General features: G+C 53.0%; 15 protein-coding genes. All 15 read right to left on the minus strand.

Annotated features, from left to right (window positions below; translation table 11 throughout):
- Window positions 1-4: 4 nt before the first annotated feature.
- The 15 genes from pheA to minD all read right to left on the minus strand — a co-directional run bounded on the left by pheA (window position 5) and on the right by minD (window position 17,156).
- Window positions 5-883: a prephenate dehydratase gene (pheA, locus tag ACFVTB_RS05875; RefSeq protein WP_387746324.1), complete on the minus strand. Its 879-nt coding sequence runs from the start codon at window positions 881-883 to the stop codon at window positions 5-7.
- Complete coding sequence (gene thrB, locus ACFVTB_RS05880) at window positions 880-1,851, minus strand: homoserine kinase (protein WP_387746326.1); 972 nt, start codon at window positions 1,849-1,851, stop codon at window positions 880-882. The genes pheA and thrB overlap by 4 nt, the downstream gene beginning before the upstream one ends.
- A 43-nt stretch (window positions 1,852-1,894) precedes the next feature.
- Entirely contained in the window at window positions 1,895-3,181 is a 1,287-nt protein-coding gene (locus ACFVTB_RS05885) for a homoserine dehydrogenase (protein WP_387746328.1), read from the minus strand.
- Between the two features lie 46 nt (window positions 3,182-3,227).
- On the minus strand, window positions 3,228-3,665 hold the full coding sequence (locus tag ACFVTB_RS05890; RefSeq protein ID WP_387746330.1) for an ACT domain-containing protein: 438 nt from the start codon (window positions 3,663-3,665) through the stop codon (window positions 3,228-3,230).
- Window positions 3,666-3,916: 251 nt separating this feature from the next.
- Window positions 3,917-7,972, minus strand: coding sequence for a discoidin domain-containing protein (locus ACFVTB_RS05895; RefSeq protein WP_387746332.1), 4,056 nt, complete (start codon window positions 7,970-7,972; stop codon window positions 3,917-3,919).
- 306 nt (window positions 7,973-8,278) lie between these two features.
- Window positions 8,279-9,598 carry a GTPase ObgE gene (obgE, locus tag ACFVTB_RS05900; protein WP_387746334.1) on the minus strand — a complete coding sequence of 440 codons (1,320 nt, stop codon included), beginning with the start codon at window positions 9,596-9,598 and terminating at the stop codon, window positions 8,279-8,281.
- Window positions 9,599-9,610: 12 nt separating this feature from the next.
- Window positions 9,611-10,348, minus strand: a complete 738-nt coding sequence (locus ACFVTB_RS05905) for a Spo0B domain-containing protein (protein ID WP_387746336.1) — start codon at window positions 10,346-10,348, stop codon at window positions 9,611-9,613.
- 144 nt (window positions 10,349-10,492) lie between these two features.
- Window positions 10,493-10,804 (minus strand): 50S ribosomal protein L27, encoded by a 312-nt coding sequence (gene rpmA / locus ACFVTB_RS05910; RefSeq protein ID WP_387746338.1) that lies wholly within the window; start codon window positions 10,802-10,804, stop codon window positions 10,493-10,495.
- Between the two features lie 15 nt (window positions 10,805-10,819).
- Window positions 10,820-11,158, minus strand: a complete 339-nt coding sequence (locus tag ACFVTB_RS05915; protein WP_387746340.1) for a ribosomal-processing cysteine protease Prp — start codon at window positions 11,156-11,158, stop codon at window positions 10,820-10,822.
- A gap of 12 nt (window positions 11,159-11,170) precedes the next feature.
- The gene (gene rplU / locus ACFVTB_RS05920; RefSeq protein WP_387746342.1) at window positions 11,171-11,482 is read right to left on the minus strand and encodes a 50S ribosomal protein L21; all 312 of its coding nucleotides are present in this window, start codon (window positions 11,480-11,482) and stop codon (window positions 11,171-11,173) included.
- 452 nt (window positions 11,483-11,934) lie between these two features.
- Window positions 11,935-13,179, minus strand: a complete 1,245-nt coding sequence (locus tag ACFVTB_RS05925; protein ID WP_387746344.1) for an Rne/Rng family ribonuclease — start codon at window positions 13,177-13,179, stop codon at window positions 11,935-11,937.
- An 84-nt stretch (window positions 13,180-13,263) separates the two neighbouring features.
- Window positions 13,264-14,148 carry a M50 family metallopeptidase gene (locus tag ACFVTB_RS05930; RefSeq protein WP_387746346.1) on the minus strand — a complete coding sequence of 295 codons (885 nt, stop codon included), beginning with the start codon at window positions 14,146-14,148 and terminating at the stop codon, window positions 13,264-13,266.
- Window positions 14,141-15,061 (minus strand): peptidoglycan DD-metalloendopeptidase family protein, encoded by a 921-nt coding sequence (locus ACFVTB_RS05935; protein ID WP_387746348.1) that lies wholly within the window; start codon window positions 15,059-15,061, stop codon window positions 14,141-14,143. Before ACFVTB_RS05935 ends, ACFVTB_RS05930 begins: the two co-directional genes overlap by 8 nt.
- Before the next feature lie 147 nt (window positions 15,062-15,208).
- Window positions 15,209-16,357 carry an FtsW/RodA/SpoVE family cell cycle protein gene (locus ACFVTB_RS05940; RefSeq protein WP_387746350.1) on the minus strand — a complete coding sequence of 383 codons (1,149 nt, stop codon included), beginning with the start codon at window positions 16,355-16,357 and terminating at the stop codon, window positions 15,209-15,211.
- A 7-nt stretch (window positions 16,358-16,364) separates the two neighbouring features.
- Window positions 16,365-17,156, minus strand: coding sequence for a septum site-determining protein MinD (gene minD, locus ACFVTB_RS05945; RefSeq protein ID WP_387746351.1), 792 nt, complete (start codon window positions 17,154-17,156; stop codon window positions 16,365-16,367).
- Between the last annotated feature and the right edge of the window lie 15 nt (window positions 17,157-17,171).

The following is a 17,171-nucleotide window of genomic DNA, read 5'->3' on the forward strand; positions in this document are numbered from 1 at the left end:
AGCTCTACTCGCTTAACTGTTCATACGTGAAGCTCGGGTAGCTGCCGAGCACTCGCACATGACAGCCTAAAGCTTGAATCTCTTCCAGCGCCGCCGGCAGCAGCACCGTGTCGAGGGCCATGTCGATATCGATGTAGAAATAATACGTGCCGAGCTGTTTCTTGGTCGGCCGCGACTCGATTTTCGACAGGTTGATCTGCCTCCAGGAGAAGGCAGACAGCACCCGATGAAGCGCCCCTGGAAAATCGTCAGGCAGCGTAATCAGGATGCTTGTTTTGCGGGTTGCCGATTCTCTGGTCGTGAACGGCTCGTTGCCGATGAGCAAAAACCGCGTGTAATTGTTGTTGTGGTCGGTAATGCTCTCCGCCAGCACATCCAGCTGGTTGTTCGACGCGGCAGTAGCCGTGCCGATCGCCGCAAAACCGTTACCTGGATTGTCGCGGACGATGCGCACGCCTTCGGACGTGCTGCCGACCGTTTCCTTATCGGCTTGCGGCAGCTCGCTGCGCAGAAACTGCAAACATTGAGCGATCGCTACAGGGTGACTGAACACCTTATCGATTTTGCCCAAGTCGAGCTTGCCGTCCTCGCCAGTAAATTCCGAGCGGCGGCCGATCAAGTTCTGAATGGATGGATAGACCCATTCAGCTTGAATCGGCAAGTCGATCTCGTGAACAAGCCAGTCCATGTGCAGGCTAACCGAGCCCTCGATTGTATTCTCAATCGGTATGACGCTGTATTGGCTGATGTCGTTAACCGTGGATAAAAACACGTCGGCAATTAGACGATGATGACTCCAATTTACTTCCTCATTGCCGAACATTTTTTTCGCCGCTTCGTCGGATACGGAACCGGCCGGCAGCAGCGCAATCGTCTTTTTCATCGCTTAATTTCTCCTTTAATTCGATCCATGAGCAAAGGGGACGCTCCGCCCGCCAAAGCTTCGATGATCACTTGCGGTCCTTCCTTGCAAGGTTCGAGCCAACGCGTTTCGGCTTCGATTCCTTCCTTTTTCAGCGTCGCAAGCAGGAACTGCTCTAGTTCTTCCTTCCGCTCGCTCGTCTTGTCTACGAAAGCGATCAAGGTCGGTCCCGCTCCGCTGAGCGCGGCTCCTAACGCGCCGTGATCGCAGGCATGATCTAATATATGAGCCATTCCGGGAATGAGAGCCGCGCGGTAAGGCTGATGCAGCCGATCGCGCATCGCGCTGCGGATGAGGCCTAGCTCTCCAGTCGCCAGTGCCGCGACAAGCAGCGAGCTGCGTCCGATATTAAACACCGCGTCAGCCATGCTCAATTGGGAAGGAAGCGCATGACGCGCCTTCTCGGTCGACAGTTGAAAAGCTGGAATCGCGACAAGCGTCGAAAGGCTCGCAGGGGGGGCCAGCTTTACATAATCAGCCCTTTCTCCGTCCCAGGCGGAAGCGATAATACCGCCGAATAACGAAGCGCCCACATTGTCGGGATGTCCTTCCCATGCGGTAGCAAGCTGAAACAGCTTGTCTTCGCTTAGCGGGCTGCCGATCAGCGCGTTGGCCGCGACAAGCGCGCCCACAATTGCAGAGGCGCTGCTGCCTAATCCGCGCGTGAGCGGAATTTCGCTGTACATTTCGATATGAAGCTCGGGCACATGCACGCCCGCTTCCTTGAACACAAGCTGCGCTACTTTATAGATCAAGTTCGATCGATCGGTTGGCAAGCCTTTCATTTGCTCTCCGTGAAGACGAAAAGTCGTTTTGTCCGCAATCGACATTTCAATCCACGCATAGAGGGAGAGCGCCATGCCCAGCGAGTCGAAGCCCGGGCCGAGGTTAGCGGTGCTGGCCGGCACCTTTACAATAACTCGTTTCATAGCGGGTAAAGCTCCTTTTTCTGCCACATAGTGTGTATTTCCGTTAGCCTTCCACGCGATAAACGCTCTTCACCTTGCGGATCACTTCAAGCGACTCGAACCGCTGCAGCACCTTGTGGATTGCCGCTTTGTTCGCGTCATGCGTAATAACGATAATTTCCGCTTCCGGGTTGGTTGGATTCGGCTGCTGCAGCACCGATTCCAAGCTCACTTCGAAGTCTGCGAATACTTGCGTGATGCGCGCAAGAACGCCCGCCCGGTCGTCGACATGGAGCAGCAAGAAATACTTCGACGAGATTTGCTCGTCAGTTTTCAGCTTTTTCTCCTTGAACGTAACGAGGCCCTGCTTGCCGTTGACGCCGAGCTTCAAGTTTTTAACGACGGCTACCAAATCGGCTACGATCGACGTTGCTGTAGGCAATCCGCCTGCTCCCGGTCCATAGAACATCGTCTCTCCAACTGCTTCGCCGTACACGTATACCGCGTTGAATACGCCGTTGACGGAAGCGATCGGATGGGAGTTTTTCACCATTGTCGGCTGCACGCTAATGCTGAACTCATCGTCTTGGCGCTCGGCGATACCGAGCAGCTTCAATTCGTAACCGAGACGCTTGGCGTATAAAATGTCCTCTTTGCTTACTTTGGACATCCCCTGTACAGATACGTCCTCGAGCGCAACATTGGCCCGGAAGCCGAGCGTGGACAAAATCGTCATTTTGCGCGCAGCGTCAAGTCCCTCTACGTCGGAAGTAGGGTCCGCTTCCGCGTATCCGAGCTCTTGCGCTTCTTTAAGCACGTCGGCGTAGGAGGCGCCCTCCTGGCTCATTTTCGTTAAAATGTAGTTTGTTGTACCATTCACGATGCCCATAATTTTCGTAATCCGGTCGGAGGAAAAGCCGTCGATCAGCGTCCGAATGATCGGAATACCGCCAGCCACGCTCGCTTCGTAGAAAACGTCGCATTGATGCTCCTGGGCTTTGGCCATAATTTCTTGGCCGTGCAGCGCCATCAGGTCTTTGTTGGCCGTTACGACATGCTTGCCGCGGGTCAGCGCTTCCATAATATAATCCTTCGTATGAGTCGTGCCGCCCATCACTTCGACGATTACGTCGATTTCGGGATGCTCGATAATTTCCCACGGATCTTCGGTCAGCTTGGATGGATCGATCGCAACGCTCCGCTGCTTGCTTTTATTGTGCACGAGCACCTTCTCAATGACGATCGGCGATCCGACCTGGCCTTGCAGATCTTCCTGATGTCCTTCGACGATACGAACGACGCCTGTTCCTACCGTGCCTAGACCGAGCAGGCCTACCTTAACTGGCTTCATAACATTCCCCTCCGTTATAACTCTCTAATTGTTATTCGATATGGTTTCAACCTTGCCCGATGACGGAAGCTTTGCGCACGCCTTGCTGGCTTTTAATCACGTCGATGAGCGAGGATAACTCTCCGGTCATTTTCGAAATATCCACCGATAGGACAACATTAGCGAATCCTTGCAGCGGTATGCTTTGATTCATCGTCAGCACGTTTCCTTCCAGCCCCGCTACGAGGCTAAGCACCTTGGACAATACGCCCGATCGATGCTCCAAGTCCATGGCGATCGTGACGATGCGTTCCCGCTCCAGCTCCTGAAGCGCGTAAACGCCGTCTTTGTACTTATAAAAGGCGCTGCGGCTCATTCCAACCCGCTCGACCGCCTCATGCACTGTTGCCGCGTCTCCGCGTCCAAGCATTTCTTTTACCTGGATCGTCTTCATGATCGCTTCCGGCAGCATATCTTCCCGAACGACATAATAACGTTGCGTCACTATTCGTCCTCCCTACAAAGACAAATGTTTTTCTATAATGGACATTATATCGAAATCCATAGTCTGCGGCAATAGGTGTTTGCAAGAAAGGACAAACATGAAGAAGGACTTTCCTTCCTTATATCGCCATCTAGGACTAAGAAGCTTACGGGCAAGCGAAAAAAAGGACCGCCCCTGCCATTCTGGCCGTCGGGACGATCCTCTTTCATAAGCGCAGCGCTTAGCTGCTATTTTTTACTGTCAATAGACTGCTAGTTTCCGTAAACCTCAAAGTTCCAGAGCGAATAACCGTATGGAGTTGCCCGTTCTGTCCCCAGCATGCGAACGTAACGGCCCGTTCCGTTCACGGACAGGTTTTGCACGTCTCCCTCTCCAGTCGTTGTCGAGTAAATATCGGTCCATTCGTCGCCGTCCGCGGAGGTTTGGATAGCGAACGACTTCGCAAAGGCCGCTTCCCATTCCAGCTTTACGCCGGTAATGGTGTGCGACTCTCCCAAATCAACCGCAACCCACTGCGGATCTGCGCTGTGCTCGGAGCCCCAGCGTGTACCCGGATCGCCGTCAAATGCGCTCTCTGCGGCGAACGGCTCCTGCACGGAAGAAGCACTGGCTTGCTTGTTCAAGGAAAGCAGCGCGGAGGATGGCAGTGTCTTGCTTCCACCACCGTAAACTTCAATCTCATGCAGCGAATAGCCGTAAATCGTGCCTCTCTCCGTCATATGGACGCGAATGTAACGGCCGGCTCCGCTAACAGCAATCTCCTCGAGGCCGCCCTCACTGCTCGTCGTGGAATAGAGATCGGTCCATTCGCTGCCGTCTTCCGATACCTGAATCTGATACGATTTGGCGTAAGCCGTTTCCCAGTTCAGCTTCACCTTGCCGATCTGCCGCGTCGCACCTAAATCAACCGCCAGCCATTGCGTTTCTTCAGCTGAAGCGGATGCCCATCTCGTCGCGTCGTTGCCATCTGTCGCGTTAGCTGCGGCGAACGGCAATTGCGTGCTCGATGCCGTCACCGGTCTGCTTTCCGCAAAGTTAAAATCGTTGTCATCATTTCCGCCTTCACCGATCGGTACCCAATCATCCGAAGCATTTGAATCCGTCATCGGATCGACAGTCACAAGCGATTTAGCGCCAACTACGGCCGTGCCGGTCGTGCCTGACTCGTTCTTAAATGTTACGGTAATCGGACTGGATGTTGGGTTCCATACGACCGCCTTGTAGTCGCCTCCGTTTTTATAAACGGTAGCGCTCGACCAGCCGGTTGCCCATACCTCTTTCGTCCGCTGGCCAAGCGAGGCCAAGCTGTGTACGAACCAATACGTATTGAAAATTTCGTTTCTTTGCATCGTCTCGTCGTTCCATTTCCCGATCACCGCTTGCGGATCGCTAAGCGCTTGAATCGGCCAGACGATATGCTGCCAATCCGTTTCCGGACCGCCGTTATCCTCGACAAAGCCGTTGTACAAGTCAGCCGCTTTGCCTGGCGTTAACGCATAGCTCGTCAAATATTCCGCTGTCGGCAGCCAATGAATGCCGTAAATATGAACCGGCATGCCGCTGAAGAAGGTGCCGTAGAAATAGGAAGAGCCATATACTTGCCCTACCGATTTATGTTTCCATTCTGGCAGCCAGTTGTCTCCGTCATAGTTGAACCAGTATTGCTCTACCGCTTTCAATTCCGTTGTGAAGCCATAGATCGCGGCGTCGCGGAACGCGGTGTCGCCGGTCAAGAGACTCCACATATATTGTCCGACCCAGCCGAACAGCGATTCTCCGGCCGCCTCCTGGTTGTTGCCGCTATCGTTGTCGGCATATCCGCCCGCCCATGAATAACCTTGATACGGATCAAAGCTGCGGAAAAACGGATACATCGGATCGTTGCGCGAAGGATTCGCGTAATCGCGGATCAAATGCTCGATAAGCTCGCCGTATTCCGTGCGGAAGCTGTCGTCGAAAGTCGCCAGTACCGCGGATGCGAATACGTAATAGCCGTAAGTAAAGTGATGGTCAGTTATACCGGAGTTGGCTCCGAATTCGCTGACCCGATAATAGGTCGTGCCCCAATCGGAGTTGTAATACAGGAAGTAATCCGGCTCGCCTTCTGTATACGTATACCAATCTTCCAAAATCAAGCGAATGCGCGAAAGGAACTTATCCCGGTACCCGGTTTCGCCCATTTCGTTCGCCGCCAAAGCGCCCATCGCGAGCGGATGCAGCCTTTTTCCTTGCCAGTACGCATCGGCTGCCATCAAATTGGAGGACGTGTCCCTGTCCAACGTTTTCAAATACTCGACCATGAGCGACCGATTATAGTCCGGATTGTCCGGCTGTGTAAATTGCGGAACGATGCCATAGAAGCGGTCAACCGTCGTAAAAGAATTTCCTTCACTTATTTTAAGCGTGCCCCGGATGGAAGGATACTCCACATCGGTCAACGGCGACGTCGCTATTTTCCACTGATGCGGATACAGCGCCTGCAGCGTTTGTTCAGAGAAGCCCGAACGTTTCAACTGCGTCGTCACATCGAATTGCGTCGTTACTTGCGAAGTCGATTCGTCATAGTTGTAGCTGACTTGCGTCCCTGTTACGAACGCGTAGGCATGCTGATGGAAATAGTCCAAATCGGATGCCGACGGCAGCGACGCTATCGAAAGATAATTTTCGCCGCCCCCCAATTGCATTTTGATCTTCGCCCCGGCCTTCGTAAATACGGTGCCTGGAGGAGCAAAAATGCCATATTGCCTTGTTTCCGGCGTCGCATTCGGTCGACCGTCTGTATTCGACACGGTCACGCGCAGATGGTCGGCCGTCACGCTCTCGCCATCCGTTGTGAGCACGGAAGCTCCGCTGCCGTCATAAATACCCGTAATGAGCGGCGAATATATTTCAGCTGAGCTAGGGTCGCTAAAGGTTGTGTAAACGTAAGGCGAGCCTTTAACGATCGTCGTCTTCATTTTGTCAGCCGTATCGTCGCTGAGCGCCGTTTCGACCGCCCAATCGCTATAGCCGGTTACCCGGTTGACCAGCTTGGACGAATCAATATTTCCGGCCATGACGTACAAATCGGGGTTTCCGTCGGCGTTAACGACTGAGCCGTCTCCGTTTATCCAACCTTTGCCCGGGTTCAAAATGCCGAGTCCTTGCGGGAAAAACTTCATTTTCAACGGCAATGTCACTAAATAATCGCCAAAAGGCTTAATCAGCATCGACTGCCACCAGTCATTGGAAGCGATCGGCGCATTGACCTCAGAAGTCTTGTAAATCGGTGCCTTCGGCTGCGGCATCTTAATGTCGTTTATTTTATAGCTGCCTTTTCCGACCTGCACCGCAGACGGCGTCGGGATCGACGGAATCGTGTACGTTGGCTGCGGATGACCCGACACATAATCGTACACTTCAAATTCAAGCAGCGAATAGCCAAAGCTCGTTGCCCGGGCAATGCCATTCATCCGGACATACCGGCCTTCTGTGTACAACTGGATATCCTGCTTGCCTCCGTCGCCTTGCAGCTCGCGGTAGACGGTTGTCCATTGCGTGCCGTCTGGCGATACTTGCAGGTCGAACGCCCGGCCGGCCGCCGCCTCCCAGTTTAGAACGACGCGGCCGATCGTATGATTGGCTCCCAAATCGACGGTAAACCATTCATCGTCGGTATGATTGGACGACCAACGCGTTCCGTTGCTGCCGTCAACGGCGTTTTCCGGCAGTGTCGAGCCTGGCGGCAAATAACCGGACTCCTCGAACGAGGATACCGATACTTGCTTGCCTAGAGCGACATTCGGTCCGTATTGAAGCGGAGGCGTACCTGAGCCGCCCGTCCCGTATACTTCCAGTTCGAGTATGGAGTAGCCATAAGCAGGCAAAGCCCGTTCTGTACCAAAGACGCGTACGTAACGCCCATTGCCTTCAAGCGTAATGTCATCCGTGCCGCCATTTCCCGATGACGTCGTGTATACATCTGTCCATGTCGTTTCATCGTTGGAAACTTGGATTTTATACGATTTGGCGTATGCGCCTTCCCATTCAATTTTGACGCGGTCGATTGCGGCAGGCGAGCCCAAATCGACATAGATCCATTGCGGGTCCGACCCCCATGAGCTTCCCCAGCGTGTGGCCGTGCTGCCATCTACCGCGAGATGCGCGGCATTGCCGCCTTCTGCAGACGAAGCATAAGCCGTCCGGTTTTGCGACAGCAAATAGCTTGCAGCATAAGCAGGTTGGGCTGACACGGCGGCGACCAATCCTAGCAGCAGAGCCGCTATCAAGAAGCTCACCGTCGTTTTTTTGAAATTCACTGCGTACATTAACAAAATTCCTCCTTCGAATCGTTGAAATCTTTTCGTCCGCTCGCAATCGTTTCGATGACGAGCCTTGCTTCTTATCGATTTATGGATGCATCACCCCTTTCAATCTTTTCCAGAAAGCGTTTCCATCGTTCGTACATTAACTAGTATAAAAGCAAACTTTGACGAAAGGACATGCCTTAAATTAGCGATTTATGCCAGATTATAGACGCATTCATTTCCATCATCCAGGATTGCATGCAAAAAAAAGCCGGAAACCGCGCGAATCGCGCGGTTTCCGGCCCATCCCGAAAAATTGTTGCACGCTTATCCCAAATAATCGGTGCCTTCGAAAAACTCGAACGTAAAATTGGCGATTTGAACCGTATCCCCATCCTTCGCGCCTTTTTTGCGGAGCGCGGCGTCTACGCCCATTTTCCGCATAATTTGCGCGAACCGCATAATAGCATCGTAGGAATTCATGTTCATTCGCTTCAAATAATTTTCGATCGTAGCGCCCTCAACGACGAAAATTTCGTCCTCGCGGCGAATCGTGAAGGTCGATTCCTGACGCTTCTCGTACGTGTATACCTTCCGTTCTGCAACATCCTTCACTTCTTCGATATCGACTTCTTCCGGCACCTGCTCAAGAGTATCGGCCGCTTTGTAAAGCAGCTCCTGCACGCCCTTCTTGGTCAGAGAGGAGATCGGAATGATCTGGTATTCCTTGCCGTCGTTAAATTCCGCGAGCTGCTGCTTGAACAGCTCCAGATTGTCTTCCGATTCCGGCATATCCATTTTGTTAGCCGCGATAATTTGCGGGCGATGAGCGAGCTTCTCGTTGTAAAGCACAAGCTCCTCATTGATTTTTTGCCAGTCCTCGAACGGATCGCGCCCTTCGGAGCCCGCCATATCGAGAACGTGAATGATGACCCTCGTCCGCTCGACATGACGCAAAAACTCATGACCGAGTCCAATGCCCTCATGCGCTCCTTCGATCAGGCCAGGCAAATCGGCCATAACGAAGCTGCGATCGTCTCCCACGTCCACAACGCCAAGATTCGGCGTAATCGTCGTGAAATGATACGCGCCGATCTTCGGCTTAGCGCCGGACACGACCGAGAGCAGCGTCGATTTACCCACGCTTGGGAACCCGACAAGACCGACGTCCGCCATTACTTTCAGCTCTAGCGTCACCCAGCGTTCTTCGCCTTCTTCGCCGTTCTCGGCAATGTCAGGAGCCGGATTGTTGATCGTCGCGAAGCGAATGTTGCCGCGTCCGCCGCGTCCACCGCGCGCTACGATAACTTCCTGCCCATGGCGCGTCATATCGCCGATGATTTCTTGCGTATCGTCATCCACGATGACGGTGCCTGGCGGGATGCGGACAATCATATCCTCGGCGCTGGCGCCGTGCATGCTCTTGACTTTACCCCGTTCTCCAGCCGGTCCTTTGAAATGCTTCTGGTACCGGAAATCCATCAGCGTCCGCAAGCCTTCGTCTACTCGAAAAATGACGCTGCCGCCTCTTCCGCCGTCGCCGCCCGCAGGTCCGCCTTCCGGAACGTATTTCTCACGGCGGTACGAGACGATCCCGTTGCCGCCGTCGCCGCCTTTTACAAATATCTTCGCTTTATCGACAAACATGTATGCCTCCGTTCAAGCGCTCCATTCCGCCGCTAGCACCATTTTCTCCTGCGGCCTGTTAATATCGATCGGCTGCAGTGGAGCGCCTTTCAACTGCTGTTTTATTTGATCTGTAAAATGAGTTTCGCCAGACAGTTCTCCCTCATAGAGGAACGAAGCGACAAGCCGGCCGTCGTTACGGCTGAACTCTACGGTCAAAACGGCCGGTTCGCCGCCGTTCGATTTGACCGCCAGCCGGTAGGCGTTTATGAGCTGAATCAGCTTGTCCGCAATGAGCTCGCCACGGTCCGGCCATTCACTCAATTGGATATCGTCGCCGTTCTTTACATCAAGTTGCAGAGAGGACGACAACGTTCGAAAGGATTGAATGTAGCTGACAAGCGAAGGAGTGCCTAACTTGGCAATTTGACTTTCCGCAGCCATTCGTTCTTTTATTTTTTCCACGTACTCCGCCGTTCTATCCAGCTTTTGCATTCGGATGTAGCCGTACAACACCTGCAGATCGTTCATCCAATCGTGGCGATGATGATTTAGCGTGCGGATGCCGGAAGATTGAAGCGTATGTATCGTGCGGTCCAGCCTGCGTTCATGCTCCTTGCGTTCAGCAAGCACCCACGCAGCCGCAGCCGCGACCAACCATACGAGAAACAGGGCAAGCGTCCAATACGTTCCCGGCCAAATAAAGACGGCCGCCGCCGGCAAAATGATCGATGCCGCCGTTATCCGTTTCGCTGCAACAATGCGATCCATGTATCGATCCTACTTTCTGCTCATATCCTTCGTTTCCAAGTATAGCATGCCGGCTCGGCTAGCCGGAATAGGTTTATCCGAACGCAGGGCCATAAAAAGACAAAAAGCCCCAGCCTATCTGTCAGGCCGGGGCAATTGCTGCTATTAGGCTTCGACTGCTGCGGCTACCGGAGCCTGGTCAACAGGGTACACGCTCACTTTTTTGCGATCGCGGCCCCAACGTTCAAACTTCACGACGCCTTCCACTTTCGCGAAAAGCGTATCGTCTTTACCGATACCCACATTGTTGCCTGGATGAATCTTCGTTCCGCGTTGACGGAACAAGATGCTGCCGGCAGTTACGACTTGACCGTCCGCACGTTTAGCGCCAAGGCGCTTCGATTGGCTGTCGCGACCGTTCTTTGTGGAACCTACACCTTTCTTGGATGCGAAAAGCTGGAGATTCAGTTTCAACATGGTAATTTCCCTCCTTTACGAAAGAAGTTTTTCTTGAATGACGACATGCTTGCCATATGACTCCGCGATCGATCCCAGCATAACCAGCATCGATTCGAGCAACAGCTGCACCTTGCCGTCCGTTTCCCGGTCAGGCTGAATCGGAATATCCGAGGACAGCCAGCCGTTCTTCATGGAAGCCGGAAGCTCCACGTTTGTCAGCGCCTCAATGGCGTTGACGGTGCCGACCGAAACGGCCGACACGCCGGCGCAGACGATATCTTTGCCGGGCTTTGCATATTTCGCATGTCCTTCGACTGCGAACGATATAATCCGCCTGTCATCCGCGTTACGCACGAACGTGACCGATATCATAGAAAAACCCTCTTACGCTTGGATTTTCTCGATCGTTACTTTCGTGTACGGTTGACGATGACCTTGTTTGCGACGGTAGTTCTTTTTGGCTTTGTATTTGTATACGATGATCTTTTGGCCTTTGCCTTGTTTCTCGACTTTGCCGGAAACAGTAGCGCCGGATACGACTGGAGCACCAGTCACAAGACCGTCGCCTTTGGATACAGCCAATACGCGATCAAACGTTACGTTTTCGCCTGCGTTAACGTCCAGTTTCTCGATGTAAATTACATCGCCTTCCTGAACTTTGTATTGCTTTCCGCCAGTTTCGATAATTGCGAACATTGTGGGTTGCACCTCCTTATATTCGAAGACTCGCCTAATCTCAGGTGGCTCAGGGACAAGCCCTTCGCGCTTCATAACCCGATCGGAGCGGTATCAAATGTCGATTATGTATCAAAACACAATCAGACATACTAGAACATTCTAGCACACTTGCCCCAATAGTTCAACACCTATGTCAAGGGAAGCCAGCAGCGTTCAAGATTCGACGCCGAATCCACTCCCCTGAAGCAGCATCGTTATGGGAGCCGGCATTTTGAACTACCTCTTCCAATGGAGGTTCAAAATGTCGGTTTTCAGAACCGAGAAGGTTAAACGATGCTTGTGGAGGAGGAGCGGAGCTTAGTGGGGTGCTAAGTGAGCACCGGACTCCGCGAGCAGCGTTCAAGATTCGACACCGAATCAGCTTCCCTGAAGCAGCATCGTTATGGGAGCCGGCATTTTGAACTACCTTATTAAATGGTGGTGGTTTTTTTTCCGGTTCCTGCGCAGGCCGCACACCTCACCGTCAGCTGCTGCACCGCATTTTCCCTCGCTTTTTTGCGCGTCAGCTCCAGCAAGCCGAGCCTTGTCCAACCGAGCACGGTGCTCTTAGTCCTATCCTGCTTCATTCGCTCGGCAAGCCGGTTCATTACTTTCTCGCGATTCGTCTCGTTCTCCATATCGATAAAATCGACAATGATAATGCCACCGACGTCTCGAATGCGCAGCAGCCGAGCAATTTCGTCGGCCGCTTCTAGATTTGTTTTGAAGACGGTATCCTCGAGATCGGTATCGCCTGTATATTTGCCGGTGTTTACATCGATGACCGTCAGCGCCTCGGTTTCGTCCCAAATGAGCGATCCGCCGCTATCCAGCTGAATGCGCGGCTGAAACGCCGCGTTGGCCTGCTCCGTCACGCCGTATTCGGTAAAAAGCGAGATGTCAGCATTTCTATCGTAGAGCCTGAGCCGATGAACAAGCTGCGGCGTGAGCTCCTGAAGCAGCGCCTTCGCCTCTTCATACCTGGAAGCGTCGTCGATCCACAGCTCGTTCATATCGGCCGTCAAGGCGTCGCGCACCACTCTTCGCATCAGCCCCGCTTCGCGATGCAGCTCTGAAGGAACAGACGCTTCTTCCGCACGCAGACGGATGCCGTTCCATAAGCTTCTAAGCTGCTCCACGTCCGATGCGAGAGCTTGCTCAGGCTCGCCATCCGCATTGGTCCTCATAATAATGCCTTCCTCGCCTTGACGCAGCCGTTCGCCGATCTGACGCAGCCTGTTCCGTTCATTCTCTGTCGCTACCTTCTTGGAAACGCCCACATAGCCGGCGATCGGCATGAAGACGAGCCATCTCCCCGGAAGCGAGAAATGCGTCGTTACTCTCGCTCCTTTGCCGCCAAGCGGCTCCTTCATCACTTGAACGAGCAATTCCGCCCCAGGCCGAATCAGCTGCTGAATGAGCGGCTTCTGCTCCGGCTGTCTTTCAAGATGCGGGTGCAGCAAGTCGTCAATGTACAAAAACGCATTTTTGCCGAGTCCGATATCGACAAAAGCCGCCTGCATGCCGGGAAGCACGTTGACGACCCTTCCTTTATAAATGCTTCCTACTAGTCCGCTATTCTCCGACCTTTCCATATAGAACTCGACCAAGCGTCCGTCCTCCTGCACCGCCGTCTGCAGCAGTTCGCCGTGTCCGTGCATCAACATCCGCTTCATTCCCGTTTATCACCCGCCTAGGTAAGCTTTTCTCTTATTCTATCACAGAGGACGGGCAGATTAACTAACTCATTTTGCATTATTTTAGCGAAGCAGCTCGCCTATCGGCCGATTGGGGTTTCTTTCCTCGAAATAACGGTCAACGAGCTGCTCCTCGGGAATAACGGCCGCCACTTTGCCGCTCCGCCCAATGATGCAGATCAGATGGGTTTGCTCCCTTTTCAACAGGCGGACAACCGATGCGAGCGGCTGCGAAGCTCCCACGATTATGGGAGCGGCCCGGACGCCTCTACGTTCCGCACGCTCCGCCACGCGGCCGCGATGCATGAGAAAACGAACGAATAGAAACGGAATATTCCGGTAATACGTCCAATTCGTCATCACTAAAAACGCGCCTATAATAAGCAGGTTTAATTGAACGCCTTGACTATGAAAAAAAAGCGGAGCGCCCAGAGCCAGTACAATCATAATAAGGCTGAGCGCCATGCTGATGCGCGCCGTCCATTTCATCATCGCATAATAATTCAAACCGAGGCTGAATAGCGCTTGCAGCAGCTTTCCGCCGTCCAGCGGGTAAATAGGCAGTAAATTGAACAAGCCGATCATCGCATTCGCCTTCCATACGTATTGCGCGGCGTCCTGGTCCCACCAGCCGAGCTGACCGCATCCCCATGCGGCGAGTCCCATCCATACATTCTGCAAAGGGCCGGCGATCGCGACCAACGCATCCTGTGAAGCCGGCGTGCCGCTCGCTTCCTCTACCTCCGCGACGCCGCCGAAAGGCAACAGCTTCACTTCCCGAATGCGCCAGCCAAAGCCTCTTGCGACGACCACATGTCCAATTTCATGAACGAGCACAATTAGAAAAAGCGTAAACAACTCGCCGAAGTAACCTGTCACAAGCGACGCCAGCATAATAACGACAAACAGCGGATGAGCCGACCAGCGGATGCCGAGCCACTTAATCAAGCGGAATCACACCGGCAGGGTCGATAAAAATACCGTTTTGCTTCATTTTAAAAAGCAGCAGCCCCGGTTCATTCCCATTCGACCGGTGAAGCGTGCCGATCGGATCGCCGGCCTCTACCCATTCGTTCGCTTTGACGGATGCTGTTTCCAAATTGCCGTATACGCTTGTCCGGCGGTTTGCGTGCTCGACCACGACGACGGATCCGCCCTTCTCTTCCGTTACAATGGACACTCTGCCCGTCTCCACAGCCATTACTTTCGCTTGCGACGCGCCGGCAAGCTCAACGCCATCCAGCAGTTCAGCAAACGTTCGAATGATTGCCGCATCCTGCAGCGGGGCAACCACCGGCAGCTCGACCGATCCGTTAGACATCTCCACAGCCTTCTCCTCATTATTGAATATCGGGATAAACGAAGGCGCGCCGGCAAAGGTTGATTTGTACCATGCGGCTGCAGACGCGAAATCGATCTCGTCGGTTAACGCATTTTTCACAAAAGCCCGTCCCTCCATCGACCATGGTGCGTCGTAGCGGTACATGCCCCAGATGGCTGCGAATAACAAGCCCGCTACGGCGGTTCGCCATAAAAGCGATTTGCGGAAGGAATTCCATCCCCTCTGATTATTGTCATATCCATCCGTCTCTCCAAGCCGCGGCCACTTCGTCCCGCCGCCTGAATCGGAATCTGCGCCCCAGCCCATCCATGGACTCGGATTTGCCTTCCACTGCTTCTCCGGATCAATCTCTTGACCCGCATCGCGAAGATTGACCGGCTCCGCCCTCCGCGGCTCCCCAATCAACGAACCGGACAGCCGCGCAGGTTCAGGCCGTCTCTCTTCCTTTTGCGGCGGACGTTCCATCAACTGCTTCATTTTTTCCCGTCTCCGTTTACGAACGGCATCCCTCGTGTTCATGCCTATTCCCTCCCCGATCTCCCTCAAGAGAGCATGTACCTCTATTCATCCATATGAGAAAAGAGAGACAAGTATGCGGGAGGAAGCTGGAGGATAAACAAAAAGCCGCTCTCTCATTGTCGCTGAGAGAGCGGCTTGGCATAAAAACTAATCGGCAGCCAGCTCGTATTTTTCTTGATGAGCTTTTATGCTGAAGACGACGCCGATCGATACCATATTGAGCAGCAAAGAGGTGCCGCCATAGCTGATAAACGGCAGCGTAATGCCGGTAATTGGCATCAGCCCGATCATCATCCCAATATTCTGGAAAATTTGAAACACGAACATGGAGGCTACCCCGATGACGATGAAAGAGGCCCGCAAGTCGTAACACCTAAAGGCGATCAGTATCATTCGGTATATGAGCAGGAAGTATAAGAGCAGCAGCACAGCCGCTCCTTGAAAGCCGAATTCCTCGCCGATAACGACAAAAATCGAATCGGAGTACGGATACGGAATAAACTTTCCTTTCAACATATCGCCCTGCATGTAACCGTCTCCGCTCAAGCCGCCGGACCCGATGGCGATTTTCGCATTTTCCGATTGGTGCTTGGCGTCAGAAGACGCTTGTTCCGGATTAATGTAAGTATTGATCCGTTCATACCAGTGCTTCTTCTCGTGACCATTCAAGTAATCGAATATTTCCTGGTTGAACATATTAAACAGCGAAACAAACAGCACAATGCTGCCGATAAACACAGTTAATCCAACCAGTACGTGAGAATATTTGACGTTCCCGATCCAAAGCATGCCGAGCACGATGACCAAATAAATAATCGCATTACCCAAATCCGGCTGCATCATAACGAGTGCGAACGGCAAGAAGGAAAAGGCGGCGATCGGTAGCAAGTCCTGTCCGAAATTGAGCCGTTCCCCTTGTCTTCTGCCCATCAGATAGGCGATACCGATGATCAGGATAATTTTCATAATCTCCGCCGGCTGGACGCTCAATTCGCCGATCTTGAACCAGCCGCGAGCGCCGTTGATGGTGCTGCCAAAGAAATAGACGAGTATAAGCAGCGCAACGCCTATTCCGTACAGCGCATGCCAGCTTTTCAGAAATATCCGGTAATCAAAGATTGTAATGACAAAAACGACAAAAAAACCGAGCGCATAATAAATGAGCGTTTTAATATCGAAATTGGGGTACATCGGATTGCCATATGTGGCGCTACGGACAAGAACGAAACTGATGGCCATCAAGCAAACCAAAATAACGATGATGCCCCAGTCCACTTTCTTCAGTTTATTAAGCACTAAGCATTCATCCTATTCCAAGAAACTTGCGGAACCGCTTGAAGGCGCCGGCCTTCTCGTCTAGCAGCATCAAAGGAACCATATCACCCAAAATGCGCCTTGCAATGTTGCGATACGCAATGGCCGCTCTTGAGGACGGGTCCATAACCGTCGGCTCGCCCGCATTGGCCGCTTTGATGACTTTCTCATCATCCGGGACTATACCGATCAAATCAACGGCCAAAACCTGGCAAATTTCGTCGACATCCAGCATCTCGCCGCTTTTCACCATATTGTTGCGGATGCGGTTAATAATGATCTTCGCCGCGATTTTTTCTTTATCGAGCAATCCGATGACGCGGTCGGCGTCGCGTACCGCCGCATTTTCCGGCGTCGTGACGACGATCGCCCGATCTGCGCCGGCAATCGCGTTGCGAAAACCCTGCTCGATCCCGGCCGGGCAATCGATAATAACGTAGTCGAAGCTCTCTTTGAGCTCCAACACGATTTTTTTTACCTGATCCGGAGAAATGTCGTTTTTGTCCTTCGTCTGCGCAGCCGGAAGCATGTACAGTTCTTCGAAGCGCTTATCCTTAACCAGCGCTTGGTTCAATCGGCAGCGGCCTTCGGCGACGTCGATCAAGTCAAAAATAATGCGGTTTTCCAGCCCCATCACCACATCCAAGTTGCGCAGACCGATATCCGTATCTACCATACAAACCTTCTTGCCGAGCAGCGCAAGCGCTGTTCCCAAATTGGCCGATGTCGTCGTCTTGCCGACGCCGCCCTTTCCGGATGTTACTACGATCGACTCTCCCATGCTTTTGCACCCCTT

The sequence above is a fragment of the Paenibacillus sp. NPDC058071 genome (genome assembly GCF_042885235.1).
GTDB lineage: Bacteria > Bacillota > Bacilli > Paenibacillales > Paenibacillaceae > Pristimantibacillus.

Excerpts from the sequence above, each read along its gene's own strand:
- pheA (WP_387746324.1), bottom strand. The coding sequence starts at position 883 with ATGAAAAAGACGATTGCGCTGCTGCCGGCCGGTTCCGTATCCGACGAA.
- thrB (WP_387746326.1), bottom strand. The coding sequence starts at position 1,851 with ATGAAACGAGTTATTGTAAAGGTGCCGGCCAGCACCGCTAACCTCGGC.
- ACFVTB_RS05885 (WP_387746328.1), bottom strand. The coding sequence starts at position 3,181 with ATGAAGCCAGTTAAGGTAGGCCTGCTCGGTCTAGGCACGGTAGGAACA.
- ACFVTB_RS05895 (WP_387746332.1), bottom strand. The coding sequence starts at position 7,972 with ATGTACGCAGTGAATTTCAAAAAAACGACGGTGAGCTTCTTGATAGCG.
- obgE (WP_387746334.1), bottom strand. The coding sequence starts at position 9,598 with ATGTTTGTCGATAAAGCGAAGATATTTGTAAAAGGCGGCGACGGCGGC.
- ACFVTB_RS05905 (WP_387746336.1), bottom strand. The coding sequence starts at position 10,348 with ATGGATCGCATTGTTGCAGCGAAACGGATAACGGCGGCATCGATCATT.
- rpmA (WP_387746338.1), bottom strand. The coding sequence starts at position 10,804 with ATGTTGAAACTGAATCTCCAGCTTTTCGCATCCAAGAAAGGTGTAGGT.
- ACFVTB_RS05915 (WP_387746340.1), bottom strand. The coding sequence starts at position 11,158 with ATGATATCGGTCACGTTCGTGCGTAACGCGGATGACAGGCGGATTATA.
- rplU (WP_387746342.1), bottom strand. The coding sequence starts at position 11,482 with ATGTTCGCAATTATCGAAACTGGCGGAAAGCAATACAAAGTTCAGGAA.
- ACFVTB_RS05925 (WP_387746344.1), bottom strand. The coding sequence starts at position 13,179 with ATGAAGCGGATGTTGATGCACGGACACGGCGAACTGCTGCAGACGGCG.
- ACFVTB_RS05935 (WP_387746348.1), bottom strand. The coding sequence starts at position 15,061 with ATGAACACGAGGGATGCCGTTCGTAAACGGAGACGGGAAAAAATGAAG.
- minD (WP_387746351.1), bottom strand. The coding sequence starts at position 17,156 with ATGGGAGAGTCGATCGTAGTAACATCCGGAAAGGGCGGCGTCGGCAAG.